This window comes from Streptomyces sp. NEAU-W12 (assembly GCF_026242095.1).
In the GTDB taxonomy this organism is placed as follows: domain Bacteria; phylum Actinomycetota; class Actinomycetes; order Streptomycetales; family Streptomycetaceae; genus Streptomyces.
This window is the reverse complement of sequence record NZ_JAPJDM010000009.1, coordinates 166,154-185,900: the sequence shown is the minus strand read 5'-3', so window position 1 is coordinate 185,900 and position 19,747 is coordinate 166,154. Positions and strand designations below refer to the sequence as shown.

Below are 19,747 nucleotides of genomic sequence, written 5' to 3'. Positions count from 1 at the left end.
GCCATGACCCAGCCGTTCGAACTTCCGCACTTCTACCTGCCGCACCCCGCGCGGCTGAACCCGCATCTCGACCAGGCCCGGGCCCACTCGTCGGCGTGGGCGCGCGAGATGGGCATGCTGGAGGGGTCCGGAGTCTGGGAGCAGGCCGATCTCGACGCGCACGACTACGGCCTGCTCTGCGCCTACACCCATCCCGACTGCGGCGGGCCCGCCCTCTCCCTGATCACCGACTGGTACGTGTGGGTCTTCTTCTTCGACGACCACTTCCTGGAACTGTTCAAGCGCGGCCAGGACCGCGAGGGCGGAAAGGCCCACCTGGACCGGCTGCCGCTGTTCATGCCGCTGGACCCGTCGGCCCCCGTGCCCGAGCCGCGCAACCCGGTCGAGGCGGGCCTCGCCGACCTGTGGGCGCGCACCGTGCCCGCGATGTCCGAGGACTGGCGCGCCCGGTTCGCCGTCGCCACGGAACACCTTCTCAACGAGTCGCTGTGGGAACTGTCCAACATCAACGAGGGACGGATCGCCAACCCCGTCGAGTACATCGAGATGCGCCGCAAGGTCGGCGGCGCCCCGTGGTCGGCGGGGCTCGTCGAGTACGCGACCGCCGAAGTGCCCGCCGCCGTCGCCGGAACCAGGCCGCTCCGGGTGCTGATGGAGACGTTCTCCGACGCCGTGCACCTGCGCAACGACCTGTTCTCCTACCAGCGCGAGGTCGAGGACGAGGGCGAGAACAGCAACGGCGTCCTCGTCCTGGAGACCTTCTTCGGCTGCACCACCCAGCAGGCCGCCGACACCGTCAACGACATCCTCACCTCGCGGCTGCACCAGTTCGAGCACACCGCGTTCACCGAAGTGCCCGCCCTCGCCCTGGAGAAGGGCCTCGCCCCGCACGAGGTCGCGGCCGTCGCGGCGTACGCGAAGGGCCTGCAGGACTGGCAGTCCGGTGGCCACGAGTGGCACATGCGCTCCAGCCGGTACATGAACGGGGGCGCGCGGGAGACCGCCCCGTGGGCGGTGCCCACCGGGGCGGGCACCTCGGCCGCCGACGTGCGCGGACTGCTCGCCGCCGCGGGCGCGGCGAGGCTGCGGGCGCACACCCACGTGCCGTACCAGAGGGTCGGCCCGTCCCTGATTCCCGAGATCCGCATGCCGTTCCCACTGGATCTCAGCCCCCATCTCGACGCCTCCCGCGGCACCCTCGTCGACTGGTGCCGGCGGACCGGCATCCTGAGCGAAGGCGTCTGGGACGAGGACAAGCTCGACGCCTACGACCTCGCGCTGTGCTCTGCCGGAATCGACCCGGACGCCACCCCCGAGGCCCTCGACCTCAGCGCGCAGTGGCTCGCCTGGGGCACCTACGGCGACGACTACTACCCGCTCGTCTACGGGCACCGCCGCGACCTGGCCACCGCCCGGCTGACCACCGCCCGCCTGTCCGACTGCATGCCCGTCGCCGGGGAACCCGTGCCCCCGGCGGCCAACGCCATGGAGCGGGGCCTGACCGACCTGTGGGCCCGCACCACGGCGGGCATGACCCCCGAGGAGCGGGGGCCTCTGAAGAACGCCGTGAACGTCATGACCGAGAGCTGGCTGTGGGAGCTGGGCAACCAGATCGTGCACCGCGTGCCCGACCCGGTCGACTACCTGGAGATGCGCCGGCAGACCTTCGGCTCCGACCTCACCCTCGGCCTGTGCCGGATGGGCCACGGCCCGGCCGTCCCGCCCGAGGTCTACCGCAGCGGCCCGGTCCGCTCGCTGGAGAACGCGGCCGTCGACTACGCCTGCCTCCTCAACGACGTCTTCTCGTACCAGAAGGAGATCGAGTTCGAGGGCGAGATCCACAACGCGATCCTCGTCGTGCAGAACTTCTTCGGCTGCGACTACCCGACGGCGCTGGGCGTCGTCCACGACCTGATGAGCCGCCGCCTGGACCAGTTCGAGCACGTCGTGGCACATGAACTGCCTCTGCTGTACGAGGACTTCGAGCTGTCCCAGGAGGCGCGCGCGATCATGCGGGACTACGTGCTGGACCTGCGGAACTGGATGGCCGGCATCCTGCACTGGCACCGCAGCGTGAACCGCTACAAGGACGCGTGGCTCTCCGGCCGGGCCCACGGCTTCCTCCCGGACCGCACGCCCGCGGCGCCCATGGCCACCCGGGTCTGAGGGGGAGGCGGTCTCACTCCTCCGTGACTCGTCGGTCTCCGCGGATCCGGGTGGCACTCCAGCCGGAGGCGATCCGTGGAACAGACTGCGTGGCGACCCAGACCGGTGCCCGGCCGAGAGACGACCGGTGCCGGAGGCACGGGCGAGGCCGCGGACCGGAACGGAACGGGAAACGGGGACGGCTCCGGAGCCGAGGACCGGCCCGCGGCGGGAGACAGGGCTGCCGGGGCCCGGTGCGGTTCCGGCCGCGTCCGCATGCCGCGCGGCGGCGGGGAAGCAGGCTGGGACCACGCTGTCCGCGATGGCCGTCGGCGCTGTCCCGGTGCTCTCCGGGGTGGGCGTCGGGGCGATGGGCGCCACGGTCGTCGGCGCGGACGGGCTCGCAGGGCTGCAGCGCCGGGCAGGGCTCGCGGGCGCTGCCCGGCCGTCCGCCCGCATCGGTGCGAGGCGGGCGGCTGGTGCGCGCGGGGCCGCTCCCCGGCGGACCGGGCGGGGCGACATGCCGGACCGACGCGGCGAACCGGCTCGCGCCGCCCCCGCCCGCCGGGCAGGATGCTGCTCGTAGCCCCGCGTCCGCACCTGCCCCGGAGGCCTTGATGACCGGCAGTACGTCCTCGTCCCGCACCGTCGCCGACGACGTGTTCCGTACCCGTGCGGAGCGTGCCGCGGGGGAGACCGTCATAGTCGTAGTGGACTGAACGGCCCCGACGTCCTCTCCCCGCCCACCGAACGACAGCGGCGCGACCATGACCCAGGCACCGACACCCACCGCGGACACCGTCCGCCGACTGGTCCGTACCCTCCTCCGGGACGAGGGGGACGGCGAGACCGCCGACGGACCGGACGTGCTGCCCGTCGACGAGAGCGCTGCTCCCGCCACCTGGTGGGTCGGCACCCGGCACGTGCTGCGCCTCGCACTCGACCGGGAGACGAGCACGCGCCGGCGCCGTGAGCTGCGGCTGCGGGAACTCGTCCGCCCCCACATGCCGGTCGCGGTGCCGTCGAGCACGGCGCACGGCGAATGGGCACCGGGCCTGGCCTACACCCTGGACACCAGGCTGTCCGGCGGGTCGGCGGAGGAGCACCGGGTGTCCGCCGTCGGCGAGACCGATCTGGCCGGGCTGTTCACCGGACTGCGCGGGGTACCGCTGCCGCGGGCGGAGACGCTCGGTGTGCCGCGTGTCTCCCCGCGCTCCCTGGAGGCACTGCGCCGGGCCGCCGGGCAGGCCGCCGAACGGCTGGCCGCCGCCGACGAGTTCGCGCCCGCCCGCCTGCGGCAGCTCACGCCGTCCGCCGCCGACCGGCTCGCCGCCCAGTCCGGTTCGCCGGTCCTCGTCCACCATGGCCTCACCGGCGCGCATCTCGTGGTCAGCACCGACGGCCGGGTGCGCGGGGTCCTCGGCTGGGCCGGGGCGGTGGTCGGCGATCCCGCCGAGGACATCGCGGGCCTGGCGCTCGCCGTGGGCTCCCCGGCCGCCGTACGCGCCGCCACCCTCGCCGGCTACGGCGCCCGCCCCTGTCTGCGCGGCCTGTGGCTGGCACGCTGCGACGCCGTCCTCCACCTCGCCGACGCCCTCGGCGGCGGCGGAGGAGCCGGCCCGCCGGCGGGGCCCATGCCGCTGCCGCTGCTGCGCGTCCGGCTGCGCCGGGCCTGGGAGGCGATCCTGCTGGAGCGCGTGACGGACCTCCGCAGCGCCGAGGACATGCCGTAGGCGCGCCGTCGGGTCACCTCCGTCGGGTCACTCCTGCAGCAGGATCACCGCTGACTCGCCGGGCAGGTGCAGGACCCCGTCCGCGCCCGGTACACCGACGGGCTCCCAGGCGGCGAGTACGCGCGCATGCGGGACGCCCAGGGAGACCGCGGCCGGCCCACCGGCCAGGTTCACGGCCACCAGCACGTCCCCGCGCCGGAAGGCGAGCCAGCGCCGCTCCTCGTCGAAGACCACCCTGGTGTCGGCGAGGTCGGGGTCGGTGAGGTCCGGCTGCGCGTGACGCAGCGCGACGAGCCGCCGGTACCAGGCCAGCACGCGGGCATGGGGTTCGCGCTGTGGCTCCGACCAGTCCAGGCAGGAGCGGTCACGGGTGGCGGGGTCCTGCGGGTCGGGCACGTCCGCCTCGGCCCAGCCGTGCGCCGTGAACTCCCGCCGCCTGCCGTCGCGTACCGCCTCGGCGAGTTCGGCGTCGGTGTGGTCCGTGAAGAACTGCCAGGGCGTGCCCGCCGCCCACTCCTCGCCCATGAACAGCATCGGCGTGAACGGCGCGGTCAGCGTGAGGGCTGCCGCGCAGGCCAGCAGGCCGGGGGAGACCAGCGCGGCCAGCCGGTCGCCCCGGGCCCGGTTGCCGATCTGGTCGTGGGTCTGGCTGTAGCACAGGAGCCGGTGCCCGGCGGTCCGCGTACGGTCCAGGGGCCGCCCGTGCCGCCGGCCGCGGAAGGAGGAGTACGTGCCGTCGTGGAAGAAGCCGCCGGAGAGCGTCTTGGCGAGTGCCGTGAGCGGGGCGCGCGCGAAGTCGGCGTAGTAGCCCTGCGACTCCCCGGTCAGCGCGGCGTGCAGGGCGTGGTGGAAGTCGTCGTTCCACTGTGCGTGCAGCCCGTGGCCGCCGTCCGCGCGGGGCGTGACCTCCCGGGGGTCGTTCCGGTCCGACTCGGCGATCAGGAACAGCGGCCGGCCGGTGTCGGCCGACAGGGCGTCCACGGCCGCCGACAGCTCCTCCAGGAAGTGGCGGGCGCGCGTGTCCGCCAGCGCGTGCACCGCGTCCAGGCGCAGCCCGTCGATCCGGTAGTCGCGCAGCCACGCCAGCGCGCTCTCGACGAGATACGTCCGCACCTCGTCCGAGCCGGGGGCGTCCAGGTTGACGGCGGCACCCCACGGGGTGTGGTGGGTGTCGGTGAAGTACGGGCCGAATCGAGGAAGATGGTTCCCGGACGGCCCCAGGTGGTTGTGCACCACGTCGAGGACGACGCCCAGGCCCAGGGCGTGCGCCCGGTCCACGAACCGTTTCAGCGCCTCGGGACCCCCGTACGGTTCGTGCACCGCCCACAGCGAGACCCCCTCGTACCCCCAGCCGTGCCGGCCGGGGAAGGGACACACCGGCATCAGCTCCACATGGGTGACGCCCAGCCCGGCGAGATGCTCCAGCCGCTTCGCGGCGGCGTCGAACGTGCCCTCGCGCGTGTACGTGCCCACGTGCAGCTCGTACAGGACGGCACCGGGCAGCGGGCGCCCGGGCCAGACCGCGCGCCAGGCGAACGCGTCGTGGTCGACGACGGCGCTCTCCCCGTCGGGCCCGTCCGGCTGCCGGCGCGAGCGCGGATCGGGCAGGACCGGCCCGCCGTCCAGCGCGAAGCCGTACCGGGAGCCGTCCCGCGCGTCCGCCTCGCCCCGCCACCATCCCTCCCGTCGCGGATCGCGCGTCAACACGCTCGTGACGCCGTCGCACTGGAGCGTCACGTCGCCGGCCTGCGGTGCCCACACCTCGAACTGCACGGACGGTTCCCCTTCGTCTGCTCACCGTGATGTAGCCAGACCATGGTCATACATCGGGGACCGATCCGCCGGTGAATGTTCCCTCTGCGCCGGGTGTCGCTGCCGCGGGAGCGGAGGAGGCCCGCGCGGCGCTTGTGCCGTCTCCTGGACAGTCCGGCCGGTGCTGACCGACAATCAGCGGTGTGACGCCGTCATTCGAGTTCAACACGTACCCCGCGCGGCTCTCCGACGTGGAGCGCGACAGGGCGCTGAAGGTGCTGCGGGACGGCGTCGCCGTGGGGCGGCTGTCCCACGACACGTTCATCCGGCGCATGGAGCTCGCGCTCGCGGCCCGGTGCCCCGACGAACTCGTCCCGCTCACCGCCGACCTGCCCACCGAGGGCCGCTTCTCGCGCCTGGTGTTCGGCTCCGTGGAGGCGGTCTCCGGGTTCACGGTACGGCTGCGCGGGGCATGGCGGGCCGAGCGGCTGCCGAAGCTGCTGCTGCCCCATCCGATGACCGCCCACCCCTTGCGCATAGGGCGTGATCCCGTCAACGGGCTGCGGCTCCACCACGAGACGGTCTCCCGCATGCATGCCGAACTCCGCCGGCAGGGCGGCCTGTGGGTGCTGCGGGACCTCGGTTCCACCAACGGCACGACGGTGAACGGACGTCGGGTGGTCGGTGCGGCCGTCGTCCGCGAGGGCGACCAGATCGGCTTCGGACGGATGACGTACCGGCTCGCGGCGAACTGACCGGCCGTCCGGAGAGGAACATCGACCTCCCTTCGGCTTCCACGGTGTGGCCGCACCCCGCACTGGTCTGCCCCGGACCGGCCGACGCCCGGGACCCCGGCACGGGCACGGGCACGGGCGACGGCAGCGGCGGCGTGCGTCCGCTCCCGCCCGTGAGCACCGCCCGGCTGACCGCGCTCACCCTCGCGGGCCGCAGGCCGGCGCTGCGCACCGCGGGGCTGCTGCACCGGCCGGCCACCCCCCGGCCACGATCCGGCCGGGGCGCTGCCGGAGCCGGACCGGCTCATCGACGCGTGGTGCGCCGACTACCGCGACACCTGCGCGACACGCCGGATCCCGGTCGCACGTCAGGCCGAGCAGCAGGCACGGATCGCGGTCGCCGCGTTCGAACCGGCCCTACGGCGCCCCCGCACACTCTCCCGTTCGGGTGAGCCGGGCTGGGGTCCCGGCGGCACCGTGCCGATGCATCTGGAATGACGTACACCTCACCCACAGCGGTACGGGGCGCGCTGCTGGCGGCGACCGCCCTCCTCGCCTTCCTCGTCCCCACCCCCGCGCAGGCCGACCCGGCCCCCCGAGGCGCAGCCGCCTCCGACAACTGGCTCCTCCTCGGTGTGGACCAGGGCGAGACCCGGACCGGCACGACATCCGGCCGCCTGCTCCTCTGCGACCCGCCCCAGGGCCACCCGCGCGCGGCCGAAGCCTGCGCGGAACTCGACGCGGCGGACGGGCGCATCACCGGCATCCCGGCCCGGGACACCTACTGTCCGATGGTCCACGCCCCGGTGACCGCCCACGCGCGCGGCCAGTGGCGAGGGCAGCCGGTCGAGTACACGGAGACCTTCCCGAACCGGTGCGTGATGGAGGCCCGGACCGGCTCCGTGTTCGCTCTGGACGGGTCCTAGAAGACCCATGGGGGCGCCGGGAGCGGGCGGGGTCAGCCCGCTCCCGGTCCTGCTCCCGCGCCCGCGCGGGCGTGCAGCGCCGCCGCCACGACCGTGCGGACCTGATGCTCCACCTGGTGCGCCACGGGCACCCAGCGGGCCCGGAAGTGCACGGCGAACGCGTCGCTCCACAGGGCGACCAGGCGCTCGAGCCGCGCCGCCGCGTGCGCGTCGGTCTCCCGCACCTCCCGCAGCAGCATCGCCGCCGCCCGCAGCGGCACCCGGCGCGTGAACGCGTCCACGCTGGCCACGTACGCCCTGGTGCCGTCGGGCGGCGGGGTGCGGACCAGGTCAGCGGCCAGCCCCGGGACCAGATCCAGCCCCCAGGTGGCCGCCCGCAGCAGCGGGCCGCCGGCGACGCCGGCCCCCTCCATGGCCCCGGGCCGGGCCTCCTCCAGCACCTGCCGCACCTCGCGCGCGTCCCGCAGCAGCCGGCCCGCGAGATGCCGCAGCGTCTCGGCCGGAGCCGGATGCGGCTCCGGATCGTCCACCAGGGCGCCGGCCCACATCGGGACCTCGACGACCGCCGTCAGACCGCCGTAGCGGTGCGCGTGGTACCAGGTGCTGTGCCGCGCGTCGTCCGGCAGGCTCGGATACGCCGGACCGGACCCCGCCGCGGGCATCACCCGTACCCCGGGGCCGGACGCCGGCCAGCCCGCCGCGTCCGAGGCGCCCGTCTCCACCGGGATGTGCAGTTCCGCGGCGGACTTCGCGAACGGTTCGGCGAGCCCCGGCACGTCCCTCGTCAGCTGGACCCAGCTGCCGCCCAGGTCGGTTCCGTGCAGCGACACCTGGAGGTAGGGGCGCAGCTCGTCGATGACCCCGGTCAGGGCCAGGGTCTCGGGCGGCAGCCGGTCGGGCGGCAGGGCCGAGGGGGCCCACTCCGGCTGTTCCCGGCCGACGGGACGGAAGAAACCCAGGTGATAGTCGTACAGGCTGTCCGGCCTCGTCGCCGTATGGAGGCTCGCTCCGTCGGGGTCCGCGCACAGCAGGAAGTGCCAGGACGTGCCGTCCCGCAGCTCCCGCTCCGCCACCGCCCGCCGGGCCAGCGCGAGCAGCGTGGCCCCGCCGGCCGGCTCGTTGGCGTGGGCGCCCGCGACCACCAGCACGGCCCGCCGGGCGTGCCCCACGGACAACAGGTGCAGCGGTCGCTCCGCGCGGGAGAGTCCCACCTGCCGCAGGACGCACAAGCCGGGCCGTCGGGCCGTCAGCGTGCGGGCGGCGGACACGAGTTCGGCCACCGTCGGGTAGCGCAGCTCCGGCAGGAGACCCACCCCCGTCCACCACCCGTCGTCGCACACCGCAGTACCCCACGGCCGCGGACCGGTGTCAAGGGCGCGGCGGGGGAGGCCCCAAAGGGGCGCACGCGGCGTGCACGACCGGCGCATCCCCCGTCTCCCACCCGGGCGACCCGGGCAGGTTCCTCCGCGCCCTGTCGCCGGACCCGCTTGTGCCCGGCTCGTGCCGCGCGGCGCCACGTACGCTCTTCCTCGGGTCCTCGGGTCCTCGGGTCCCCCGGGTCCCCCGGGTCCCCCGGGCAAGAGGTCCCCACCCGCCCCACCGGGACCCGTCCGACGCCGCGAACCCGCCACCCCCGGGCGGACGGCGCGACGCGGGTCGGACGACAGGCCCTACGCCCCGCCCGGCTCCCCGGTGCGCTCCAGCAGGGCCACCGGCGACCGCTCGAACAGCTCCGCCACCCGCACGTGCCCCGTGAACTCCCGGCCGGGCAGCAGCACGTCGGTCCAGCGGCCCGGCGGCAGCGCCAGCCGGGTCTCCCGCCAACCGCCCGCCTCCGCCAGCCGCAGCGACAGCCGGGTCACGGCGGTCAGCACCGCGCCGGACCGCACGAACGCCACGCAGTGCCCGGCCCCCGGCCCCTCGGCGGTCAGCGGTTCGTACGACGCCGTGTCGCCGAACACCCCGGGCCGCCGCGCCCGCAACCGCAACGCGGCCCGCGTCACCGCCGCCTTGCCGCCGCCGGCCGCGTCCTCGCCGTCGGCCGCCCCGGCCGGGAAGTCCACCGCACGCCGGTTGTCCGGGTCCACCAGGGCCCGGTACTCGGACTCGGTGCCCTGGTAGACGTCGGGCACGCCCGGCATCGTCAGATGGACCAGGGCGGCGCCCAGCACGTTCGCGTGGATGTACGACTCCAGCGAGGCCCGGAACCGTAGGACCCGTCCGCCCGTGGCCCCGCACGGCCCCGCCGCCACGAACCGGGCCACCGCCTCCTCGTACGCCGGCTCCTGCTCCGTCCAGTTCGTGTGCAGGCCCGCCTCGCGCACATGTTTGAGCAGCGCGCCCGTCACCCGCTCCGGGTCCGCCGGGCCCAGTCCGAACACCGTCTGCCAGGCGGCCCACGCCAGCTGCGGGTCCGGTACGTCCTCGCCGACGTGGGTCACCTCCGCCAGGACGTCCGCCCAGCGACCGGGGCACTCGGTGAGCACGTGGAGCGCGGCCCGCACGTCGGCGCTGCGCTTGGTGTCGTGCGTGGTGACGACGGTGCCGGTGGCCGGCCAGTCGCGCTGCACGCGCGCGCAGTACGCGTGGAACCGCTCCGGGGACAGCGCCGGAGAGCCGGGGTCGTGGCCCACCTCCGTCGCCGACAGCAGCGGCACGTAGCGGTAGAACGCCGTGTCCTCCACCGACTTGGCCCGCAACGCCGACGCGGTCTGCGCGAACCGCGTACGGAACTCCACCTGCCCCGGCCCGTCGCCGTACCGCCCGAGCACCAGATCCCGTACGACGTCCACCGCCCCGGCCTCCTCGGGGACGGCGAAGGCGCGCCGCGCGTCGGCCGCGGCCTCCCCGGTGACCACGCCGGCCGGGTCCACGGAGGCGTAGGGCCGGTAGACCTCGAGCCGGACCAGGAGTTCCTCGAGCGCGGTGCGCAGGGCCCAGGGCGCGCGGTCGCGCAGCGCGGGCTCGGGCGACGCCGCGCACACGCGGTCGGCGACCCGGGTCAGCCGGTCGACCTCGGTGGCCAGCTCGTGCGTGAGCACCTTGTACCCGGCCCGCCGCACCGTCGCCTCCCACTCGCCGCCCCGGTCCGGCTGCGGCGCCGCGAACCGGCGGTACCGGCCGAGCAGTTCCCCGGCCCCGGCCGGGTCCGTGAACAGCCCGTCCACGTGCCGCAGGGCGTCGTAACCGGTGGTGCCCGCGACCGGCCAGGAGGCGGGCAGCGGCTCGCCGTCGGAGAGGATCTTCTCCACCACGGTCCAGCGGCCCCCGGTCGCCGCGTGCAGTCGGCGCAGGTACTCGTCCGGGTCGGCGAGCCCGTCCGGGTGATCGACCCGCAGCCCGTCGACGACGCCCTCGCGCAACAACTGGAGGATCTTGGCGTGGGTGGCCTCGAACACCTCGGGGTCCTCCACACGCACCCCGATCAGCTCGGAGATGCTGAAGAAGCGGCGGTAGTTCAGCTCGGTGCGGGCCAGCCGCCACCACGCCAGGCGGTACCACTGGGCGTCCAGGAGCTGTGGCAGCGGCAGACGGGCGGTGCCCTCGCGCAGCGGGAACGCGTGGTCGTGGTAGCGCAGCACGTCGCCGTCCACCTTCAGCCGGCCGAGCTCCGCGCCGAGCGGCCCGCCCAGCACCGGCAGCAGAATCCGGCCGCCCTGCGCCTCCCAGTCGATGTCGAACCACCGCGCACGGCGCGACGAGGGCCCCTCGCGCAGCACCTCCCACAGGACCCGGTTGTGGCGCGGGGACATCGCCATGTGGTTCGGGACGATGTCCACGACCAGGCCGAGACCGTGCTCGCGCGCGGTGCGCGACAGGTCCCGCAGCGCCGGCTCGCCGCCCAGCTCCCCGCGCACGTGCGCGGGGTCCGTCACGTCGTAGCCGTGCCGGGAGCCCGCAACCGCCTCCAGGACCGGCGACAGGTGCAGATGGGAGACTCCGAGCGAGGCCAGATACGGCACGGCGGCCGTCGCGGCGGCGAACGGGAAGTCGGGCTGCAGCTGCAGCCGGTACGTGGCGGTGGGCACCGGGGGCCCGGGGCGCTGGGATCGCTCGGATCGCTCAGAGGTCATGCAGACGTACGTACCCGCCCTGCCGCCCTTCCTGTCACGAGTCCCTCGGCCGGCGTGCCACGGGCCGCGCCCCCGCCCCGTCCGCGCCGTCGTCCGTCACGCCGGCCGCTGGAGCACCGTCAGGCTCCGGTCGGTCAGGGTCAGCCGGGTGCCGGCCCGCACCTTCGGGCCGGCACCCGGCGGGACTCCGTCCTCGCGGGCGGTGTCGACGACCACCTGCCACTGCCGGCCGTGGCCGACGGGCACCACGAACTCCAGCGGGCCGGGAGACGCGTTGAACAGGAGCAGGAACGAGTCGTCCGTGATGCGTTCCCCGCGCTGGCCCGGCTCCGAGATCGCGTTGCCGTTGAGGAACACCGTCAGCGCCGAGGCCCGCGCCTGGTCCCAGTCCCGCTGGGCCATCTCCGCCCCCTCGGGAGTGAACCAGGCGATGTCGGACAGGTCGTCGTGGGTGCCCTCGACCGGCCGTCCGTGGAAGAAGCGGCGCCTGCGGAACACCGGATGGTTCTTGCGCAGCCACACCATCGCGCGGGTGAACTCCAGCATCCGCAGGCGGGCGTCGCCCGCGCCCTCGCCGTCCCCCTCCTCGCGCTCGCGGCCGCTGCCGGGCCCCCGCTCCGCGGGCCAGGAGAGCCAGGCCACCTCGTTGTCCTGGCAGTAGGCGTTGTTGTTGCCGTGCTGGGTGCGGGCGACCTCGTCGCCGTGACTGATCATCGGCACGCCCTGGGACAGCATCAGCGTCGCGATGAAGTTCCGCATCTGGCGGGCCCGCAGCCGCAGCACGTCCGGATCGTCGGTCTCGCCCTCGGCACCGCTGTTCCAGGAGCGGTTGTGGCTCTCGCCGTCCCGGTTGTCCTCGCCGTTGGCGGCGTTGTGCTTGTCGTTGTACGAGACCAGGTCGTGCAGCGTGAAGCCGTCGTGGCAGGTCACGAAGTTGATCGAGGCCAGCGGGCGCCGCCCGTCGTCCTGGTACAGGTCGGACGAGCCGGTCAGCCGGGAGGCGAACTCCGCGAGCGCGCGCGGTTCACCCCGCCACAGGTCCCGCACGGTGTCCCGGTACTTGCCGTTCCACTCGGTCCACAACGGCGGGAAGTTGCCCACCTGGTAGCCGCCCTCGCCCACGTCCCACGGCTCGGCGATCAGTTTCACCTGGGAGACCACCGGGTCCTGCTGCACCAGGTCGAAGAACGACGACAGCCGGTCCACCTCGTGGAACTGCCGCGCCAGGGTCGCCGCGAGGTCGAAACGGAACCCGTCGACGTGCATCTCGGTGACCCAGTACCGCAGTGAGTCCATGATCATCTGGAGGACGTGCGGGGACCGCATGAGCAGGGAGTTCCCGGTACCCGTCGTGTCCATGTAGTAGCGGGGGTCGTCGGTCAGCCGGTAGTAGGAGGGGTTGTCGATGCCCTTGAGGGACAGCGTCGGGCCCAGGTGGTTGCCCTCGGCCGTGTGGTTGTAGACGACGTCGAGGATGACCTCGATCCCGGCCTCGTGCAGCGCCTTCACCGCCGACTTGAACTCGAGCACCTGCTGACCGCGGTCGCCCCAGGACGCGTACGCGTTGTGCGGGGCGAAGAAACCGATGGTGTTGTAGCCCCAGTAGTTGTTCAGGCCCATGTCCACCAGGCGGTGGTCGTTCACGAACTGGTGGACCGGCATCAGCTCCAGTGCCGTCACGCCGAGTTCGGTCAGGTGTTCGATCACTGCCGGGTGTGCGAGGCCCGCGTAGGTGCCGCGCAGCTCCTCCGGCAACCCCGGATGGCGCATGGTGAGTCCCTTGACGTGCGCCTCGTAGATCACCGTGTGGTGGTACTCCGTCCGGGGCGGCCGGTCGTCGCCCCAGTCGAAGTACGGGTTGACCACCACCGACGTCATCGTGTGCGGCGCGGAGTCCAGGTCGTTGCGCTCGTCGGGCGCGTCGAAGTGGTAGCCGTACACCTCCTCGCCCCACTGGACCGCCCCGCTGATCGCACGCGCGTACGGGTCGAGCAGCAGTTTCGCCGAGTTGCAGCGCAGCCCCCGGTCGGGGGCGTACGGCCCGTGGACACGGAAGCCGTACCGCTGTCCCGGCATGACGCCGGGCAGGTACGCGTGCCGTACGAACGCGTCGCTCTCGCGCAGTTCGACCGCCGTCTCGGAGCCGTCGTCGTGCAACAGACACAGCTCTACTCGGTCCGCGGCCTCCGTGAAGACCGCGAAATTCGTGCCGGCGCCGTCGTACGTGGCACCGAGGGGATACGCCTCGCCAGGCCAGACCTGCATGGACACGACTCTTTCAGGTGTACGGCGCCGATGGGGAGCCTTGGCCCGGAGTGTTGCCGTGTCGTCCGTTGCCGTGCTGTCGTCATACCGACCGTCGTACGGGCTGCCGGGTTCCCGGCGGGCCGGCGCGGCGTGATCCCTCCGTGGCCTCGTGGATCTCCACGCGTCTGCCCCGGCCGCAACCTCTGTATGCGCGTTGTGACTTCGTGCACTCACCGTGCACGGGCGCAGTAGAACAGGGTTGCGGAAAGCGGAAGTTGAGAAACGACCGTGCCATCGGGCTGCACCGCGCACCGCAAGCGGAGTACTCTCCTTGATCGTTGGGGCTGGGAGTGCTCGGGGGAGCGGAAGGCGGTGCGCGGGTGGGCTCGGGAGGGTTGGAGCTGCCCCCTGGTGACGAGGGTCACGAGGGGAACTCCACGGAGGTCCCGCCCGGTGCGGTGTCCCTGGCACGGCCGATGGACGCGGGCTCGATCGGGCCGGACCTGGAGTGGGGAGTCGACGCCTGGCGCGAGGTGCGGACCCGTGCCCAGCGGGCCGGCCGTGCCTACATATGGCTGAACCTCGTGGAGCAGCGGCTGCGCTCGGTGGTGGCCGCGGTGCTGCGGCCCGTCTACGAGCCCGTCCACGGCGACGACTGGGTGGTCGCCGCCGCCGGACCCGCCGGGCAGGAGTGGGTGCAGCGGGCGGTCGCGGTGCGCGAGGTCAGCCGTCGCAAGGGCTATCTGCTCGACCCGGCCGACGACAACGTCGTCTCCTTCCTCACCCTCCCGCAGCTGCGGGAGCTGATGGTCCAGCACTGGCCCTGTTTCGAGCCGTACTTCGACGACCGCCGGGACGTCGAACTCGCCCTGGACGAGCTCGAGGTGACCCGCAACGTCGTCTCCCGCAACCGGGCACTGTCCGAGGCGGTGCTGAACCAGGCCGAGCGGGCCTCCGCGCGGCTGCTGGAGATGCTCGGCGCGGACGGGGACGTGCCGTCCGCACGCCGGCTGCCCGTCGACGCGGTGGAGGACCTGGTCGGCGACCGGTACGCGGACGTGGTCGCCGTCCACCCCGACCGCGTGCGGCTGCTGCGCCAGTTCCCGGCCGAGGACATCTTCGGCGGCGCCCGCCGCCTGGACGCCATCGGCATCGGCCTCAATCTGCTGGTGCAGAACTTCTCCGGGCGCCGCCTGGTGCGGCTCGCCGAGTCCGGCTGCCGGGTGCGGCTGCTGTTCCTCAACCCGGCCTCCAGCGCGGTCAAGCGCCGCGAGCGCGAACTCGGCCTCAAGCGAGGGGAGCTGGGCCGCGCGGTCGAGATGAACATCCTGCACATGCGCCGGGTGCGCTCCCGGCTGCGCGATCCGGGCGCGTTCGAGATCCACGTCTACGACGAGACGCCCCGCTGCACGGCGTACCTCGTCGACGGGGACGGCGCCGACGGCGTCGGTGTGGTGCAGAGCCATCTGCGCCGGGCCCGGGGGATGGAGGCACCGGTGCTGGTGCTGCGCAACGGCAGCAAGGTGGTCAGACCGGGCGAGACCGAAGAAGGTGGATTGTTCCCCACGTACCGTGAGGAGTTCGAGCAGATGTGGGTGGATTCCCGCCCGGTGTCGTGAACCGTTCGTGACGGTGAGCGGAATGCGACCCTCGGGTTGTCAGTGGTGCGTGCGAAGGTAAGAAGCACTGGGGGAACGCACCACACAGAAGGGGGGCCGCCCATGGGCTGGCACCGGGAGCTGCTGATCGGCTTCGACCTCGAGACGACGGGCACCGACCCGCAGGAGGCGCGCATCGTCACGGGAGCCGTGATCGAGGTCAGGGACGGAGTGCCGCAGGGGCGCAGGGAGTGGCTGGCCGACCCCGGTGTGCCCATCCCGGCGGACGCGGTGGCGGTCCACGGCATCAGCGGCGAGCGGGCAGTGGCCGAGGGGAGCCCCGCCGACCAGGTCGCCGACCAGGTCGCCGACGTCCTCACCGGTCACTGGAGCGCGGGCGTCCCGGTCGTCGCCTACAACGCCACGTTCGACTTGTCCCTGCTCTCCGCCGAACTGCGGCGCTACGGGCTGCCGTCGCTGAGGGATCGGCTGGGTGGCAGGGGACCCGCCCCGGTCGTCGATCCGTACACGATCGACCGCAGCGTCGACCGCTACCGCCGCGGCAAGCGCAACCTGGAGGCGGTCTGCGCGGAGTACGGCGTCGCTCTCGACTCCGCGCACGACGCGGCGGCCGACGCCCTCGCCGCCGCCCGGCTGGCCCGCGCGATAGCCGACCGCCACCCGGGGGTCGCGGCGCTCGGCCCGGCGGAGCTGCACCGCCGCCAGATCGAGTGGTACGCCGCATGGGCGGCGGACTTCCAGAGCTTTCTGCGCCGCAAGGGCGACGCCACCGCGACGATCGACGGCACCTGGCCCCTGCGCGAGCCCGCGGGCTCGCGGGTCTGACCGGGGCCCGGATCGGCGCCGGGGCCAAGGGCCGAGTCGGAAAAGGGCCGAGTCAGAAGGGGTGCCAGCGGACCGTCGGGTCGCCGTCGCGCAGGGACGCCACCCGGCGTTCGAACTCGGCCAGGGCCTTCGGGTTGCTCGGGGCGTGCTGCGCGACCCAGGCGCAGCTGGCCGTCTCCCGCGCGCCGCGCAGCACCGCGCAGCCCTCCCACTCGCGCACGTCCCAGCCGTAGGTCCCGGTGAAGGACGCGTACGCCTGCGACGGCAGCCCGTAGCGGTCGTGGGAGAGGGCCATGACCACCAGGTCGTGCTCGCGCAGATCCGCGGAGAAGGTCTCCAGGTCGACCAGGACCGGGCCGTCCGGCCCGACGTGCACGTTCCGCGGCAGCGCGTCCCCGTGGATCGGTCCCGGCGGCAGACGGGGTGTCAGGGCCGCGGCGGCCGCCGCGAAACCGTCGCGCCGCTCGCGCAGATACGCCGCGTCCTCGGGGGCGATCGCCCCGCCCGCGAGCCGCAGCCAGCGTTCCACGCCGCCCAGCAGCTCGCGGGGCGGCAGCCCGAAGGCGGGAGAGGGGAGGGCGTGGACCACCCGCAGCAGTGCGGCCAGATCCCGGGGTTCGGCGGGTCGCACCGGCGCGGGCAGCCGGTGCCAGACCGTCACCGGGTGACCCTCGACCAGCAGGGCCTGCGGTCGCGCCGCCCGCACCGCCGGCACCTCCTCCTCGGCGAGCCACAGCGCGATCGCCATCTCCCGGCGGGCGCGCTCCAGCAGGCCGCTGTCGCGGCCCACCTTGACGACCAGGTCGCCGGAGGCGAACACCGCGTTCTCGCCCAGGGCGAGCAGCCGCGCCTCCCCGGCCGCGCGTCCCGGCAGCACGTCCGCCGCCGCCAGGACGTCCCGCGCCCGTGCCTCGTCCATCCGCCCGCCTCCGTGCCTGTGCCTGGTCCCGCGCTCGTGTGCGCCCTCGGTCAGTGTCCCATTCGCACAGGTCGGCGACGTGCGCGGTGTCCGTCGGCGGTGGGCCGCGGGTGGGACGGCCGCCGCGGGAGCCGTCGCGCACCCCTAATCGATTGCACGATACGTATCGTCTCGCCTAGGGTTCGGGGCATGACCAGTCCCGCTCACATCGCCATGTTCTCCATCGCCGCCCACGGCCACGTGAACCCGAGCCTCGAGGTGATCCGCGAGCTCGTGGCCCGCGGCCACCGGGTGACGTACGCGATCCCCCCGGTCTTCGCGGACAAGGTCGCCGGGACCGGCGCCGAGGTGAAGCCCTGGAGCTCCGTCCTCCCCGGGCCGGACGACGACCCGGAGGACTGGGGCACCACCCTGCTGGACAACGTCGAACCGTTCCTCGACGACGCCGTCCAGGCCCTCCCGCAGCTGACGAAGGCGTACGAGGGGGACACCCCCGACCTGGTGCTGCACGACATCACCTCGTACCCGGCACGCGTGCTCGGCCACCGCTGGGGCGTGCCCGTGGTTTCCCTCTCACCGAACCTCGTCGCCTGGGAGGGGTACGAGAAGGAGATCGGCGAGCCGATGTGGGAGGAGCCGCTCAGGACCGAGCGCGGCCAGGCCTACTACGCCCGCTTCCACGCCTGGCTGGAGGAGAACGGGATCACCACGCACCCCGACCCGTTCGTGAGCCGGCCGGCGCGCTCCCTCGTCCTGATCCCCAGGGCACTGCAGCCGAACGCCGACCGGGTCGACGAGAGCAGGCACACGTTCGTCGGCGCCTGCCAGGGCGCCCGCGACGCGGAGGGGGAGTGGCAGCGGCCGGCCGGTGCGCAGAAGGTCGTCCTGGTGTCGCTCGGATCGTCGTTCACCAAGCAGCCCGCCTTCTACCGGGAGTGCGTCAGGGCGTTCGGCGACCTGCCCGGGTGGCACCTGGTGCTCCAGGTCGGCAAGCACGTCGACCCCGCCGGGCTGGGCGACGTACCGGCCGGCGTCGAGGTGCGGTCCTGGGTGCCGCAGCTCGCGGTCCTGAGGCAGGCAGACCTGTTCGTCACCCACGCGGGCGCCGGCGGCAGCCAGGAAGGGCTGGCCACGGCCACGCCGATGATCGCCGTACCGCAGGCCGTGGACCAGTTCGGCAACGCGGACATGCTCCAGGGCCTCGGTGTCGCCCGGCATCTCCCGATGGAGGAGGCCACCGCCGAGGCCCTCGGCGCGGCGGCCCTCGATCTCGTCGGCGACCCGGAAGTCGCCCGCCGGCTGGAGGAGATCCGGGCCGGGATGGCCGAGGAGGGCGGCACCCGCAGGGCGGCCGACCTCATCGAGGCGGAGCTGCCGCAGCGCGGCTAGGGCCTGGAGCGGGAAGGGGCACGGCCACGGGGCCGGCCCCGCACCCGCTCGCCCTCGTCCGCGCCGTGGTCCGTGCCCGTTCCCCGGCCCGGATCCTGGTCCACACCCCCCTTCGCCACCGGCGCGCCCGCGTGCCCGCGTGCCCGGCACGGCGGGCCGTCCCCCGTCGCGCGGCGTGTGCGGGCTCTCCGCCGCCCTGTCCTGGCCGGAGCCGCCCACCAGCGGCACGTACACGAAGGCGACGTTCCGTTCCTCGTGCACCCTCGTCCCGACCGGGCCGCGCGAGGCGCCCGGGCTCACCGCCTGCTCACGGAAGCCGGCCGGCGCGGCCCGCACGTCGCGCCCGCCCCCACGGGGCACGACGGCCGTCCCAGGGTGTGCGGATGGCGACGACATACGCGGCACTGCTGCGCGGCATCAACGTGGGCGGCAACAGAAAGGTCCCCATGGCCGACCTGCGCACCCTGGTGGAGGGCCTCGGCCACGACGCGGTCCGCACCCATCTCCAAAGCGGCCAGGCCGTGTTCACCACCAGGAGCGAGGGGCCGGGGGACAAGAGCGCGGATCCGGCCGGGGACCCGGCCGAGGACGTGCTGGCCGCCGGACTCGCCGACGCCGTCGAGCGGCACTTCGGCTTCGCCGTCGACGTGATCGTGCGCGACCACGCCTATCTGCGGGCGGTCGTCGACGCCTGTCCTTTCCCGGCCGCCGAGCCGGCGCCCAAGCAGTTGCACGTCACCTACTTCTCCGCCGCCGTCGACGCCGACCGTTTCGCGCACATCGACCGGGCGGCCCACCTGCCCGAGGAGTTCCGCCTCGGCGACCGTGCCCTGTACCTGTACGCTCCGGACGGCCTGGGCCGCTCCAGGCTCGCCGAGCGCCTGGCCGCGCCCCGGACCACCCGGGGCGTCATCGCCACCACCCGCAACTGGAACACCGTCGTCAAGCTCATGGAGCTCACCCGTGACTGATCCGTACACCGCCGCCGACGCAGCCGTCGAGGCCGAACTGAAACTCCTCGACCCCGAGGTGCGCCGCTCGCCCGAACGCGTCGGGGAACTGCTTCATCCGGAGTTCGTGGAGATCGGCGCGTCCGGACGGGTTTGGGACCGCGACGCGATCATCGCGCTGCTCGCCGGCGAACGCGACGCGGGGGGCCCCGCCGGCACCGTCTCCCGGATGAGGGCCGTGCAGCTGGCCCCCGACACCGTTCATCTCACCTTCGACACGGACCACAACGGCCGGTGCGCCCACCGCAGTTCCCTGTGGCGCCGCACCGGCCGGCAATGGCTGCTCTACTTCCACCAGGGGACGCTGTACGACCCGGACGCGGTGACCGGCGGCTGAGCGCCCCACCGACCCGGACGCCGTCGCCGTCGCCGCAG

The 19,747-nt window shown here is 73.9% G+C and carries 13 protein-coding genes and 2 pseudogenes; 10 read left to right on the top strand and 5 right to left on the bottom strand.

Translation table 11 applies throughout. The features are described 5' to 3' along the window. Window positions 1–3: 3 nt before the first annotated feature. Together cyc2 and ORI94_RS13620 are read left to right on the top strand one after the other, a co-directional pair. On the top strand, window positions 4–2,166 hold the full coding sequence (gene cyc2 / locus ORI94_RS13625; RefSeq protein WP_266074916.1) for a germacradienol/geosmin synthase Cyc2: 2,163 nt from the start codon (window positions 4–6) through the stop codon (window positions 2,164–2,166). A gap of 746 nt (window positions 2,167–2,912) precedes the next feature. Next, the gene (locus ORI94_RS13620) at window positions 2,913–3,878 is read left to right on the top strand and encodes an aminoglycoside phosphotransferase family protein (protein ID WP_266074914.1); all 966 of its coding nucleotides are present in this window, start codon (window positions 2,913–2,915) and stop codon (window positions 3,876–3,878) included. Between the two features lie 27 nt (window positions 3,879–3,905). On the opposite strand, the gene treZ is transcribed toward ORI94_RS13620, so the two are convergent. Next, complete coding sequence (gene treZ / locus ORI94_RS13615) at window positions 3,906–5,651, bottom strand: malto-oligosyltrehalose trehalohydrolase (protein ID WP_266074912.1); 1,746 nt, start codon at window positions 5,649–5,651, stop codon at window positions 3,906–3,908. 182 nt (window positions 5,652–5,833) lie between these two features. On the opposite strand from treZ, the gene ORI94_RS13610 reads away from it, so the two are divergent. From ORI94_RS13610 to ORI94_RS13600, 3 genes and pseudogenes are all read left to right on the top strand, one after another. After that, window positions 5,834–6,385 carry a DUF1707 and FHA domain-containing protein gene (locus tag ORI94_RS13610; protein ID WP_266074910.1) on the top strand — a complete coding sequence of 184 codons (552 nt, stop codon included), beginning with the start codon at window positions 5,834–5,836 and terminating at the stop codon, window positions 6,383–6,385. A gap of 62 nt (window positions 6,386–6,447) precedes the next feature. Next, window positions 6,448–6,862: pseudogene (locus ORI94_RS13605) on the top strand (dehydrogenase); the annotation flags it as partial. Further along, the gene (locus tag ORI94_RS13600) at window positions 6,859–7,290 is read left to right on the top strand and encodes an SSI family serine proteinase inhibitor (protein ID WP_266074908.1); all 432 of its coding nucleotides are present in this window, start codon (window positions 6,859–6,861) and stop codon (window positions 7,288–7,290) included. The pseudogene ORI94_RS13605 and the gene ORI94_RS13600, both read left to right, overlap by 4 nt. A 32-nt stretch (window positions 7,291–7,322) precedes the next feature. Here the strand turns inward: ORI94_RS13600 and ORI94_RS13595 are convergent, their stop codons facing one another. The 3 genes from ORI94_RS13595 to glgX all read right to left on the bottom strand — a co-directional run bounded on the left by ORI94_RS13595 (window position 7,323) and on the right by glgX (window position 13,628). Then, window positions 7,323–8,603 carry a M14 family zinc carboxypeptidase gene (locus ORI94_RS13595; RefSeq protein WP_266074904.1) on the bottom strand — a complete coding sequence of 427 codons (1,281 nt, stop codon included), beginning with the start codon at window positions 8,601–8,603 and terminating at the stop codon, window positions 7,323–7,325. A gap of 357 nt (window positions 8,604–8,960) precedes the next feature. Then, window positions 8,961–11,363, bottom strand: a complete 2,403-nt coding sequence (gene treY, locus ORI94_RS13590; protein WP_266074902.1) for a malto-oligosyltrehalose synthase — start codon at window positions 11,361–11,363, stop codon at window positions 8,961–8,963. Between the two features lie 96 nt (window positions 11,364–11,459). Further along, entirely contained in the window at window positions 11,460–13,628 is a 2,169-nt protein-coding gene (gene glgX, locus ORI94_RS13585; protein ID WP_266074900.1) for a glycogen debranching protein GlgX, read from the bottom strand. 362 nt (window positions 13,629–13,990) lie between these two features. Between glgX and ORI94_RS13580 the strand changes: the two genes are divergently transcribed. Both ORI94_RS13580 and ORI94_RS13575 read left to right on the top strand, forming a co-directional pair. Further along, window positions 13,991–15,229 carry an SAV2148 family HEPN domain-containing protein gene (locus ORI94_RS13580; protein ID WP_266074898.1) on the top strand — a complete coding sequence of 413 codons (1,239 nt, stop codon included), beginning with the start codon at window positions 13,991–13,993 and terminating at the stop codon, window positions 15,227–15,229. Between the two features lie 102 nt (window positions 15,230–15,331). Next, on the top strand, window positions 15,332–16,054 hold the full coding sequence (locus tag ORI94_RS13575) for a 3'-5' exonuclease (protein WP_266074897.1): 723 nt from the start codon (window positions 15,332–15,334) through the stop codon (window positions 16,052–16,054). Window positions 16,055–16,106: 52 nt separating this feature from the next. On the opposite strand, the gene ORI94_RS13570 is transcribed toward ORI94_RS13575, so the two are convergent. Next, entirely contained in the window at window positions 16,107–16,973 is an 867-nt protein-coding gene (locus ORI94_RS13570) for a phosphotransferase enzyme family protein (protein ID WP_266074895.1), read from the bottom strand. 152 nt (window positions 16,974–17,125) lie between these two features. On the opposite strand from ORI94_RS13570, the pseudogene mgt reads away from it, so the two are divergent. The 3 genes and pseudogenes from mgt to ORI94_RS13555 all read left to right on the top strand — a co-directional run bounded on the left by mgt (window position 17,126) and on the right by ORI94_RS13555 (window position 19,709). Further along, window positions 17,126–18,362: pseudogene (mgt, locus tag ORI94_RS13565) on the top strand (macrolide-inactivating glycosyltransferase). A gap of 383 nt (window positions 18,363–18,745) precedes the next feature. After that, entirely contained in the window at window positions 18,746–19,333 is a 588-nt protein-coding gene (locus ORI94_RS13560) for a DUF1697 domain-containing protein (protein WP_266074893.1), read from the top strand. Beyond that, a complete protein-coding gene (locus ORI94_RS13555) occupies window positions 19,326–19,709 on the top strand; it encodes a DUF4440 domain-containing protein (protein ID WP_266074891.1) in 384 nt (127 codons plus the stop codon). The genes ORI94_RS13560 and ORI94_RS13555 overlap by 8 nt, the downstream gene beginning before the upstream one ends. The last annotated feature ends 38 nt before the right edge of the window (window positions 19,710–19,747 follow it).

Bases quoted from the DNA above. Each gene is read 5' to 3' on its own strand.
- glgX (WP_266074900.1), bottom strand. From the start codon at position 13,628: ATGCAGGTCTGGCCTGGCGAGGCGTATCCCCTCGGTGCCACGTACGAC.
- treY (WP_266074902.1), bottom strand. From the start codon at position 11,363: ATGACCTCTGAGCGATCCGAGCGATCCCAGCGCCCCGGGCCCCCGGTG.
- cyc2 (WP_266074916.1), top strand. From the start codon at position 4: ATGACCCAGCCGTTCGAACTTCCGCACTTCTACCTGCCGCACCCCGCG.
- ORI94_RS13600 (WP_266074908.1), top strand. From the start codon at position 6,859: ATGACGTACACCTCACCCACAGCGGTACGGGGCGCGCTGCTGGCGGCG.
- ORI94_RS13620 (WP_266074914.1), top strand. From the start codon at position 2,913: ATGACCCAGGCACCGACACCCACCGCGGACACCGTCCGCCGACTGGTC.
- ORI94_RS13560 (WP_266074893.1), top strand. From the start codon at position 18,746: ATGGCGACGACATACGCGGCACTGCTGCGCGGCATCAACGTGGGCGGC.
- ORI94_RS13575 (WP_266074897.1), top strand. From the start codon at position 15,332: ATGGGCTGGCACCGGGAGCTGCTGATCGGCTTCGACCTCGAGACGACG.
- ORI94_RS13570 (WP_266074895.1), bottom strand. From the start codon at position 16,973: ATGGACGAGGCACGGGCGCGGGACGTCCTGGCGGCGGCGGACGTGCTG.